Source organism: [Phormidium] sp. LEGE 05292, assembly GCF_015207735.1.
Taxonomy (GTDB): Bacteria; Cyanobacteriota; Cyanobacteriia; order Cyanobacteriales; family Aerosakkonemataceae; genus Floridanema.
In genome coordinates this window covers 1-10,961 of sequence record NZ_JADEWG010000186.1, presented here as the reverse complement: position 1 = coordinate 10,961, position 10,961 = coordinate 1, and the positions used below count along the sequence as shown (strand labels likewise).

Genomic DNA, 10,961 nt, shown 5'->3' with positions numbered 1-10,961 from the left:
CTCCCCATCTCCCCATCTCCCCATCTCCCCATCTCCAATCCTCCAACAACCGAGTACTCCCAAAACCGCCTCTAGCGCAGAGAATGCCCTTGACTTCTGGGTTAAACCATGCTTCTTTTAATTGATAGCGGCGATGTTGGTCTTGACCAGCTAAGTAACCCCAGCGTTCGGTGATGCCGTCGCAGATTTGGACTTGGTAGCCGTGCTTTCGCCAAATTTCCACACCTTTTTCAAACGCTGACATTTCGCGCAATGCACCACTAGGCGCGATGACTTGGAGTAAATCTCCGGGTTGCAAAGGGGCGGGAATTTGGCAAACTTCGATCATTGGAATCGGTAAACCTTGTCTTTTTCAGTGTTAATTGTTAATTATTAATTGTATTTAGGATTAACCGCTAGCGAAAAACTTGAGCGATGAGAATTTTGCTGATTGAGGATGACGAAGTACTAACGAATGTGCTGTTAGAGTCTCTTACTAGTCAGCACTATTTGGTAGATGCGATCGCTGATGGAGAATTAGGTTGGGAATATGTCCAAAGTACGCCTTACGATCTAATTTTGATGGATGTGGGATTGCCGAAATTAGACGGAATTAGTTTATGTAGCAAATTACGTAATTCTGGTTGCAGCACTCCGATTTTATTAATGACTGCGAAGGATGCGAATAGCGATCGTATTCGTGGTTTAGATGCAGGTGCAGACGACTACTTAATTAAACCCTTAGATTTAGCCGAACTTCACGCTAGAGTTAGAGCATTATTGCGGCGAGGAGAAGTTCCCCACACGCCTGTTTTACAAGTAGGAGAACTCAAGTTAGATCCTAGTAGTTGTCAGGTAACTTTTCAAGACAAAATTATACCATTAACCCCTAAAGAATACAATCTTTTAGAATTATTTTTAAGAAATCCCTCACGAGTTTTCAGTCGCGCCAATATTGTCGAACATCTTTGGTCATTCGACGACCCACCATTAGAAGAAAGCGTTAAAGCACATATTAAAGGATTGCGCCAAAAAATGCGAAATACAGGCGCGGGAAATTGGATTGAAAACGTTTATGGGTTAGGATATCGCCTTAACCCAGAACAGGCAAACAGTGAAAATGCTAAATCTAAAAATGCCAATTCAAAATTAGATGCCGCACCATCGGTGCAAGAACAATTTAATCAAGCAATGGAGGTAATGTGGCAAAAATATCAGAGTTTAATGGCAGAACGTTTAGACGTTTTGCAAACCGCAGCAACAGCTATTCAAACAGGAGAAATAGCTGAAGAATTACGCCTAGCAGCAAGCAAAGAAGCGCATAAATTAGCCGGGGTTTTGGGAATGTTTGAATGGGAAACTGGAACCCTAATTGCTAAAGAAATTGAACAATTATTGGAGTCAGGTCGGATACTTACAGAAACCAAAGTTTTGTCGTTGATAGAAGATTTAGCCAAGGGAATTGAAAATAGGGGAAAAGGACAAAATAAAACCGAAACTTTAGATGTAAAACCTTTTGTCTCCCTGAAACATTCATCAACAGATACGCGATTATTATTAATCGATCCAAACCCGGAACTCGGTGAAAAATTACAAGAAATAACACAATCAACCGGGGAAAATTGGTCACAAGTAGCAACTTTAGAAGCAGCGAAAAATTGGTTGCAAAACAAATCGCCTGACTTAGTAGTGTTGAGTATTGATGATATTGGACAACGCCAAAAAAGCTTGGAATTATTAACAAATTTGGCGCAACGCACGCCCGTAGTTCCCGTGATTGTCCTCGCTGCTGGTGATTGTTTGGTAGACAGAATCACAGTGGCGCGTTCTGGAGGAAAAGGATTTTTAACAAAACCTGTAACAGCAAGTCAAATTTGGGATTTAGCTTCGCAAATTTTACAGCAAAGTCGTCGTCAAACAATTAATTTATTAGTGGTAGATGATGACCCGATTTTCTTGGCAACTTTACCTCCAATGTTGTCGCCTTGGGGAATGAGAATCACAGGTTTGGACGATCCTTTAAAGTTTTGGGAAGTGTTAAAAAATGTCTCCCCAAATTTGTTAATTTTAGATGTAGAAATGCCTAACATTAGTGGGATTGAACTTTGTCAGGCGGTGCGTAACGATCCGAATTGGCAAGAGTTACCAATTTTGTTCTTGACTGCTCATCAAGATGTAAAAATTATTCAACAAGTGTTTGCTGCTGGTGCAGATGATTATTTATTTAAACCTGTAGTAGCGGTGGAATTATTAACCAGAATTACTAATCGTTTGGAACGAAATCGTTTACTGCAAACGCTTTCAACTAAAGATCCACAAACTGGAGTTTTAAATCAGATAAAATCAAGTCGAGATTTGGAAAGTTTGCTCCAGCAAGCTGCAACAAATAAATATGCAGTTTGTTTAGCATTTTTTAGTGTTTATCAACTGCGTCAAATTAATATTAAGTATGGACATAATGTGGGAAATCAAGTGTTACAAAGATGGGGTCAATTATTTCAATCTGCTTTTCGAGGTGATGAGATTTTGGGTTATTGGGGAATTGGTGAATTTGTGGTGGGAATGCCGGGTTTAAGTAAGTTGGAAGCGAGCGATCGCTTAAATGATATATTAACTAATCTCAGGCAACAAGTTTTTTCTGCACCGGATGGTAGTCGCTTTCAAGTAAGTTGTAATTTCGCAATTGTAGAATATCCAACTGAGGGAATGACGCTGCAATCTCTTTATCAAGTTGCTAGTAAATCTTTAGAGTAATCTGCTTTGGTGCGTCAAACAGCGTAATTTTAGCTTGTAGAGACGTTGTATACAACGTCTCTACATTTTAAGGAGGTAAAGGAAAGAATAAGAGTGTTTTTAAATTTGCCATTTTAAAATCTAAAGTCTAAGATCTAAAATTGTTTGACTTTTCAATAGGAAACCTAAATTATGGGAAACAGAAAGTCAAAGTCGGTAAAACAACTGCAAGCAACTATTGATAAAATGGATGTGGCGCTAAATGCGATCGCAGATGCAGTTGTTTTTTTAGGTAAAAATCACCAAATAGAATGGTGTAATTCTGCTTTTACTCGCCTCATAGGAGCAAATTCTTCAATCGTTGGAAGTAATTTCCGTGAATTATTACCTTTACACCAAGGGGAAAACTTCCTAACTTCGGATGCTTATCCTGATATAAAAATTAAAAATAGGCAATATGAAACAACAGAATATCAATTTGTTCAAGGTGATAGAAAACTAAATTTAAAAATATCTGGTAATTATGTAGAAATTGAAAATAATTTTGAGGCTATTGTTTTAGTAATTGAAGATGTTACTCTGAAAAGTAAATCCATAAATCAAGAACAACAGCAAGAATATTTATCGTTATTACAAGCTACTCTAGAATCAACAGCTGATGGAATTTTAGTAATAAATCGCGCCCGAAATGCGCCGCTTTATAACCGTAAATTTTTACAAATGTGGGGAATGCCAGAAGAGTTGTTATTTCCTGGTAAAGAAGATGAAAGACTGCAATTTTTAGCTGCACAAACAAAAGATCCAGAATATTTCCTTGCCAAGGTTTGGGATTTATTTATTAATCATCCAGAAGCAGTAGTTTTAGATTTCGTAGAGTTTAAAGACGGTCGAGTTTTTGAGCGATATTCTCAACCACAGTGGAAAGGTCAGGAAATTATTGGTCGAGTTTGGAGTTTTCGCGATATTACAGAACAAAAGAAAACTGAAGAAAGATTGAGGTTTACTCAGTTTGCTTTAGATCAAATTTCTGATAATGTCGCTTGTTGCGATCGAGAGGGAAAAATTTATTATGTTAATCAAGCTTCTTGTCGATTAGTCGGATTCTCTAGAGAAGAATTGTTAGGTTTAACAGTTCACGACCTCGATCCTAATTATCCCAAAGAAGCTTGGCCGGAACATTGGCGAGAACTTAAGGAAAAAGGAACTTTAACTTTTGAAACTTTCATGCGTTCCAAGACGGGAGATTTAATTCCGATAGAAGTCTCCGCGTACTATTTAGAATTTGATGGGAAAGAATTAGATTTCAGCTTTTCTAAAAATATCATAGAACGTAAACAAGCAGAAGCAGCATTGCGCCGCAGTGAACTAAGATTTCGTCGGTTGTTTGAAAACTCTCAGGTAGGAATTGTTCTGACCAGAATTGAAGATGGATTAATTTTAGATGCCAATCAAAAATTTCTTGAACTAACAGGATTTAGTTCTCCCGATCAGGTAATTAAAAAGAAATATACTACTGAGTTTTACATTCATCAAGGCGATCGCCAATCGGCAGTAAATCAAGTACTACAAAACGGTCAATTGCACAACTATGAAGTGCAGTTTCGCCGTCGCAATGGCACACTTCTTTGGTTATTATGTTCTATCCGTTTAAATGTGGAAGAAAATTGTTTAGAAGGTGTAGTAACAGATATTACCGATCGCAAACAATCAGAAGAAGCTTTGCGGCTTAGCGAAATAAAATATCGCCATATTTTTGAGAATTCCTTAGTAGGAATTGGACGTTCTCGGTTATCAGATGGATTGTTTATCGATGCTAATCAACCCTGTGCGGAAATCATCGGTTATAAGTCGGCTAAGGAATTAATTGGTAAACGTCGTGCTGGGGAATTTCATGTTAATCCCAATGACCGTTCTTGGATGATATCCCAAATGGAACAAAATGGGGAAATTCGCAATTTTGAAATTCAATTATATCGCCAAGATGGAGGAATTAGTTGGGGATTATTTTCGGCACGAATTAACACTGAAGAATCTTGCTTAGAGTTTATGATTGTGGATATTAGCGATCGCAAACGATTAGAAGAAGAAGTAAAACAATCTCAACAATTTTTAGATACTATTATTAATAACATTCCTTTAGGAATGTTTGCTAAAGATATTAATAATGACTTCCGTTATGTATTAATTAACAAAAATGCCGAAAAGATTTTAGGTGCTTCCAAAGAACGAGCAATTGGTTTAAATGACTATGAATTAATTCCCCAAGCATCAGCAGACTTTATCCGCGAAAAGGATTTAACTGTAGTAAAACAAGGTACATTATTAGAAATTCCTGAAATGGAAGTTACGACGGCTAATCAAGAAAAAATTTTAATTAGACTTTTGAAATTCCCCCTGTGTGATAGCCAAAACCGAATTACACACTTATTATGTATTTCTGAAGATATTACTGAGCGCAAACATAGAGAACAAGCTTTAAGATTAATTGTTGAAGGAACTGCGGCGAAAACAGGCGATGAATTCTTTAATTCCTGTGTTCGTTATCTGGCTTCTGTATTAAGAGTTCGTTACTCTTTAGTAACTGAATTTGCCAATGAAACTAAAACCAGAGTTCGTACTTTAGCAATTTGGGCAGAAAATAAATTAGGGGAAAATTTTGAATATAACTTGTGCGGAACGCCCTGTGAAAGTATTTTATTCGGTCAAACTTGCTACTATCCACAAGATATCCAAAACTTATTTCCTAGCGATCGAGATTTAGCTACTATTGGCGCAGAAAGCTACTTAGGAATTCCTTTAACTAATTCATCAGGTGAAATCTTGGGTCATTTAGCCGTAATGGATGTTAATCCTATGAAAAATGACCCCGGAAGAGAACTAATTTTAAGAATTTTTGCCGCCCGTGCTGGTGCAGAATTAGAGCGTAAACAAGCAGAAGAAGCTTTAGAAAGTCGGGCAAGAAGAGAAAGTTTAGTTAGTTCTATTTCTCGCCAGTTTATCGACCAAGATGTGAACACGGCACTTAATTTTACTTTGAAAGCGATCGCACAATTCTTGAGAGTAGAACGTAGTTGTATTTTTCAATTATCAGAAGATCAAAAACAAATCTCCTTGCTCGATGAATGGTGTACTGAGGGAATTCAACCATTAGCTAATTATCTCAGATTATCAAATTTTAACACTTTACCTTGGTTTTCTCACAAAATTTTTCACGGTCAAGTAGTTCAAATCTCCTCAATTTCCGACCTACCACCCGAAGCAACAGCAGAAAAAACCATGTTGCAATTACAATCAATTCAATCTTTAATAATTGCACCATTAATTCACTCTAGTAAAGTCATCGGATTTTTAGGTGCCGATGTAGTTAACTCCACCAAAAATTGGAGCGAAGATGATATTAGTTTGCTCAAATTAGTCGGCGAAATTACAGCTATTGGTATTGCCAGATATAAAGCTGAAGAAGCTTTAAGAGTTGCTAAAGAAGCCGCTGAAGCAGCTAATAATGCTAAAAGCACTTTTTTAGCAAATATGAGCCATGAACTGCGTACCCCCTTAAATGCAATTTTAGGTTTTGCTCAATTAATGGAAAGAGATGCTGCTTTAACTGCGCGTCAAAGAGAATCTCTCGCCACAATTAATCGCAGCGGAGAACATTTATTAACCTTAATTAATGATGTGTTAGAAATGTCCAAAATTGAAGCGGGAAGAACTGTTTTACATTCCATACCCTTCGATTTACATAGATTGCTACAAACTTTGCAACAAATGTTCCAATTCCGCGCCGAAGCCAAACAATTAACTTTACAATTTGATATTGCTAATAATTTACCTCAATACGTTTTTACAGATGAAGGTAAACTCCGGCAAGTGCTGATAAACTTATTAAGTAATGCCGTAAAATTTACCGAAACAGGAGAAGTAACTCTCCGCGCTTATTCAAGTCATCTAAACCAAGAATTATCAATAGTAACTAACCAAACACAAGTCACTCTTTACTTTGAAGTTCAAGATACAGGTAGAGGCATTGCCCCAGAAGAAATAGATAATTTATTTCAACCTTTTGTACAAACAACAAGTGGAACTCAAGCGAGAGAAGGCACAGGTTTAGGATTAACTATTAGCCGTCAATTCATTCGTTTGATGGGAGGTGATATTCGTGTTAATAGTATTTTAGGAGTAGGTTCAATCTTTAACTTTGAAATTCAAATTACTTTAGCTGAACCCCCAGAAGAAGGGCGATTATTAACCAATAGACGAGTGCTTAAAATAGCTCCTAATCAACCTAATTATCGAATTTTAGTAGTAGACGATCGATCGGAAAACCGAGATATAATTGCTCAACTATTAGGAAGTATTGGTTTGGAAATTCGCACCGCTAACAATGGGGAAGAAGCGATCGCAACTTGGGAAAATTGGCAACCTCACCTGATTTGGATGGATATGCGAATGCCGATTATGGATGGTTACGAAGCCACTCGGCAAATTAGAAAAAAAGCCAATACTAACTCAATTTTTACTAAAATTATCGCCCTAACTGCAAGCGCCTTTGAAGAACAAAGAACCACCATTTTAGCCGCAGGTTGCGATGATTTTGTCAGCAAACCTTTCCGGGAACAAGTAATTTTTGATAAACTTACCGAACACATCGGCGTGCGCTTCTTTTACGCCGAAGAATCAGAAAATCAAAAACCTGAAGAAACTATCAGCGGCAAAGATCTCAAACCCTCAGACTTATCAAGTATGCCATCAGAATGGCTCGCAGAACTACACCAAGCATCCTTAGAAGTGGATGCCGAAAAAATTAACCAATTAATTACTCAAATTCCATCGTCTAATCACTTATTAATCGAAGGATTAACTGATTTAGTGCGGCGTTTCTGCTTTGATGAAATTTATGAGTTAACAGAAAATTAAGGCTCATCCTATAATGAATGCAACCCAAATCTTGAACTATCTTGCTTTTTCAGACTTTGAGCAAGCGATTGAAATGACTCGTGAGTTTGATTCTTTGCCGAAGCGTCCAGGAGTTTATGCAGTTCGTCATCGCATTGAAGGCGTTTTGTATATTGGCAAAACAAATAACTTAGCAACTCGTTTTAACGGTGGACATAAAGCCTTTTTCTGGGCATGGCTCGATCGCTATTCACCTACTGATGTGAGAATTACCTTTTATATACTGGATCGTTGGGGGAATCCAGCTTTATTATCGGAAATAGAGGCTGCGCTCCTGAGAGCGACAGAACCGCCCTACAATGCTCAAATCCCGATGGAGTAGATGGATGATGCAAGAAACGAAGGAGTACGAGCAACTTACACCCAAGGCTGGAAAAATTATTTTAGAGCAGTTACCAGACCGGATCAAAAATGCGATCGTTGCGCGTGCTGTTGAAATTGATTATCCCGTTGAAGCGGTGATTGAAATGGCGATCGCAGGTTATCTCGATCCTCATGCGATCGGCTTTGTCGATTGTAAACCCGATCGAAAAGCTTAAAATCGTTTGCTTACCAATCAAGCGATCGCAGAAATTTGTTATAATAAGTAAAGTACACAAAACTAAATCAAAGGCGACAACAATGGCTCGACAACTCAAGCGTTGGGAATCTCCCCGAAAAGAGGGAAGAAACGACAAAGGTAAAGGCGGTTCTGCAAGAGCGAGACAACTGAAGAAGCAACAACAGATGTTACGGAAAAAGCTCAAAGAACAGTCCGAAGACCAAAAAGCAAATCAAAATCAAAAATCAAACAAGAAAAATACTAAGGGAGGAGAGATTAATTTCCTCCCTCTTTTTTTTGATGTTTTCCAAACTCGATCGGGAAATTCTGATTAATCCCCTCCCAAATCTTGAGTTTGCCATCAAATGCGCCAGTCGCCAGTAAATTGCCATCAGGACTAAAAGCGACAGTTTGTACCCAATCTGTATCGATCGCGATCGATCGGATCTGCTGTCCAGTTTGCAAATCCCAAATCCTTACCCCATCCCTACCCGCACTAGCTACAGTCCTCCCATCAGGATGCACGGCCACAGAATTTACGATATCTTGATGACCAACCAGTGTAAAAGATCTGCGATTTGCCAGGTTCCAAACTTTAATTGTATGGTCATAACTGCTACTCACCAAAATATTACCATCTGGTGAAAAAGCTAATGAAGTAATTGCGCCTTGATGTCCGGGTATAGTCCCAAGAAATTGACTAGTTTGAATATTCCATAATTGAATTGTTTTATCCCTACCTCCAGTTGCCAAAATTTGTCCATTAGGGCTAAGTGCCACCGCGTAAACTATTGGTTGAGATAAGGGTACGCGATTATAAAGTAACCTTTCCGTTTTTAAATCAATTAATTTGATTCCATCCAAACCTCCAGTGACTAAAGTTTGTCCATCTGGAGTAATAGCTATAGATAAAATATTGCTAAATTCATGGGTTAAACTCCGGCTTAATTTACCATTTTTCAAGCTCCAAATATTCAGAGTAGCATCTTCGCTACCGCTAGCAATTGTAAGGTTATCAGGAGTAATTGCTAATGCCAAAACTCGGTTACTATGAGCATTAATTGTGCGAATTTTGTTACCCTTGATCGGATTCCACAAGCGAATTTTGGTATCAATATCAGTTCCGCCACTGGCGAGATATCTGCCATCAGGACTGAAAGTAAGAGCGTAAATTGGCCCCCAATGAGCTTTAATATTATGTAAAAGTCTGACTCTTTGCCAAGGGTTTTCTGGGTTTGGCAAAGGAGTAATAGGAACTTGTGGCTCAGGTGGTGGAGGCAGTTTTTCGGCAATAGTATTAATATTTGCCTTACTTATATCTGGAAAAATTGTGTAGCAGCTAAGACTGGCAACTGCACATCCTACTAGAAAGAATTTAGTGGCAATGTTCGGAAGTTTCATCCAAATGTGATTGAATATTAGGGCAGATTATTTCATCTACATCTTCAGTTATTGGTTCTTTCCATTCTGAAAGAAGTGCTTGTAATTCCGATCGCAAAGTTTCTAAAGCTGCAATTTGTCGATCGATCGCTGCTAGTTTCCCCTGAATATGTTGTTTAACTTCGTGACAGGGTAACTCACCGCGATCGTGAATTTCTAAAAATTCCTGAATTTCTTTTAAACTCATGCCCAAAGACTGAGCACGTTTAATAAAGTCCAGTCGCTTGAGTACTTGAGAATCAAACAATCGATATCCAGAGGAAGCGCGTGTCACTACTGGTGATAGTAAACCAAGTTCTTCGTAATAACGAATCGTTTTTACTGGCAATCCAGTAAATGACGCTACTTCTCCAATCTTGTGCAGTTTGCCTAAAACAGTTTTCATGATAATTTTAGGTCATTAGATTCAGCGATCAGTAAGCAGGCAGAAGGCTTTAAGGCAGAAGGGAAGAAGACTTTTATGCTCAACTCTTTACCTATTATTTAACTACTCAATCATTTCTGCTGTGCTGCACTAACAACTTTAAAATTAACAGTTTAAGAGCGCGGCGGACGCTTTTTGTTTGGAATATTTAAATTAGGTAACTGAGATTGGGAAGGTGTGGGTGGGAGATAAATTTGGGGTGCTTCGGTAGGGATTTCTGCTGGACGACGCTGAAGCATCAACCAACGTAATGCGATCGCTAATGCTACCGTTCCCATACCAAAAGTTAGCAACGATACGCGATCGCCAACTCCACCAATCACAGCATCCACCGCCCCAATAGTAATCATAAAACTAACAATCGGTTCTCTGCGGTAGGCTGACCTTAAAAACCTAAACCATGCAGCATTCATCATAAGTAATCTGTCAACTATGTAATCTACTTTTGCTTCAATCTTAGCGTTTTACTATTGCAGTTCCTATCCCTCACTTACATGAAGTCGGGGAGTAGCAAAAATTTACCTTTCCTACACCCTGACTTCATGCTCTATTACTTTTGCTTCCCGATCGCACATTCTTCAGGAAAACTTCAGAAAAACTACAATTCAGACTTTAATACAGCCCTAACCAGGATAATAACCCTTGACCTGTGACATACTCAATCAGCAAAATCAGCGCAAAACCAATCATCGCCGCTCGACCATTTAAGCGTTCTGCATATTCATTAAAACCGAATTTTGGCTCCTCTAGTCTAGGAGTTGTGGTTGGTTGCGGTTGTGTTGTTGTGGAATCAAAACCTCTAGCCATAAACTGTCTAATCCTTTCACACTCAGTAACAAATCTTTACATTTACATAATAATCTACGTTTGGCAAGAGCAGGGGAGCAGGGG

General features: G+C 38.4%; 10 protein-coding genes. 5 read left to right on the top strand and 5 right to left on the bottom strand.

Annotation, left to right across the window (positions count from 1 at the left end; all coding sequences use genetic code 11):
* On the bottom strand, nucleotides 1-328 hold a 328-nt coding region (locus IQ264_RS28720; RefSeq protein WP_193985446.1), incomplete at its 3' end, for an LD-carboxypeptidase.
* Nucleotides 329-414: 86 nt separating this feature from the next.
* Here IQ264_RS28720 and IQ264_RS28715 point away from each other — a divergent pair.
* From IQ264_RS28715 to IQ264_RS28695, 5 genes are all read left to right on the top strand, one after another.
* A complete protein-coding gene (locus tag IQ264_RS28715; protein ID WP_193985444.1) occupies nucleotides 415-2,733 on the top strand; it encodes a response regulator in 2,319 nt (772 codons plus the stop codon).
* Between the two features lie 171 nt (nucleotides 2,734-2,904).
* Nucleotides 2,905-7,626, top strand: coding sequence for a PAS domain S-box protein (locus IQ264_RS28710; RefSeq protein ID WP_193985442.1), 4,722 nt, complete (start codon nucleotides 2,905-2,907; stop codon nucleotides 7,624-7,626).
* 13 nt (nucleotides 7,627-7,639) lie between these two features.
* The gene (locus IQ264_RS28705; RefSeq protein WP_193985439.1) at nucleotides 7,640-7,987 is read left to right on the top strand and encodes a GIY-YIG nuclease family protein; all 348 of its coding nucleotides are present in this window, start codon (nucleotides 7,640-7,642) and stop codon (nucleotides 7,985-7,987) included.
* A 4-nt stretch (nucleotides 7,988-7,991) separates the two neighbouring features.
* Entirely contained in the window at nucleotides 7,992-8,204 is a 213-nt protein-coding gene (locus IQ264_RS28700) for a hypothetical protein (protein ID WP_228061897.1), read from the top strand.
* 82 nt (nucleotides 8,205-8,286) lie between these two features.
* The gene (locus IQ264_RS28695; RefSeq protein ID WP_193985437.1) at nucleotides 8,287-8,541 is read left to right on the top strand and encodes a hypothetical protein; all 255 of its coding nucleotides are present in this window, start codon (nucleotides 8,287-8,289) and stop codon (nucleotides 8,539-8,541) included.
* Here IQ264_RS28695 and IQ264_RS28690 read toward each other — a convergent pair.
* The 4 genes from IQ264_RS28690 to IQ264_RS28675 form a co-directional block, all read right to left on the bottom strand.
* Nucleotides 8,483-9,607: a WD40 repeat domain-containing protein gene (locus IQ264_RS28690; RefSeq protein WP_193985435.1), complete on the bottom strand. Its 1,125-nt coding sequence runs from the start codon at nucleotides 9,605-9,607 to the stop codon at nucleotides 8,483-8,485. The two genes, IQ264_RS28695 and IQ264_RS28690, sit on opposite strands and share 59 nt — an antisense overlap.
* Nucleotides 9,582-10,031 (bottom strand): heavy metal-responsive transcriptional regulator, encoded by a 450-nt coding sequence (locus IQ264_RS28685; protein WP_193985433.1) that lies wholly within the window; start codon nucleotides 10,029-10,031, stop codon nucleotides 9,582-9,584. Before IQ264_RS28685 ends, IQ264_RS28690 begins: the two co-directional genes overlap by 26 nt.
* Nucleotides 10,032-10,183: 152 nt before the next feature.
* Nucleotides 10,184-10,486: a hypothetical protein gene (locus IQ264_RS28680; RefSeq protein WP_413470375.1), complete on the bottom strand. Its 303-nt coding sequence runs from the start codon at nucleotides 10,484-10,486 to the stop codon at nucleotides 10,184-10,186.
* Between the two features lie 196 nt (nucleotides 10,487-10,682).
* Entirely contained in the window at nucleotides 10,683-10,877 is a 195-nt protein-coding gene (locus IQ264_RS28675) for a chlorophyll a/b-binding protein (protein WP_193985431.1), read from the bottom strand.
* Between the last annotated feature and the right edge of the window lie 84 nt (nucleotides 10,878-10,961).

What these genes read in the sequence shown, in the direction of transcription:
- IQ264_RS28715 (WP_193985444.1), top strand. Translation starts at nt 415, where the DNA reads ATGAGAATTTTGCTGATTGAGGATGACGAAGTACTAACGAATGTGCTG.
- IQ264_RS28710 (WP_193985442.1), top strand. Translation starts at nt 2,905, where the DNA reads ATGGGAAACAGAAAGTCAAAGTCGGTAAAACAACTGCAAGCAACTATT.
- IQ264_RS28705 (WP_193985439.1), top strand. Translation starts at nt 7,640, where the DNA reads ATGAATGCAACCCAAATCTTGAACTATCTTGCTTTTTCAGACTTTGAG.
- IQ264_RS28700 (WP_228061897.1), top strand. Translation starts at nt 7,992, where the DNA reads ATGATGCAAGAAACGAAGGAGTACGAGCAACTTACACCCAAGGCTGGA.
- IQ264_RS28695 (WP_193985437.1), top strand. Translation starts at nt 8,287, where the DNA reads ATGGCTCGACAACTCAAGCGTTGGGAATCTCCCCGAAAAGAGGGAAGA.
- IQ264_RS28690 (WP_193985435.1), bottom strand. Translation starts at nt 9,607, where the DNA reads ATGAAACTTCCGAACATTGCCACTAAATTCTTTCTAGTAGGATGTGCA.
- IQ264_RS28685 (WP_193985433.1), bottom strand. Translation starts at nt 10,031, where the DNA reads ATGAAAACTGTTTTAGGCAAACTGCACAAGATTGGAGAAGTAGCGTCA.
- IQ264_RS28680 (WP_413470375.1), bottom strand. Translation starts at nt 10,486, where the DNA reads ATGATGAATGCTGCATGGTTTAGGTTTTTAAGGTCAGCCTACCGCAGA.
- IQ264_RS28675 (WP_193985431.1), bottom strand. Translation starts at nt 10,877, where the DNA reads ATGGCTAGAGGTTTTGATTCCACAACAACACAACCGCAACCAACCACA.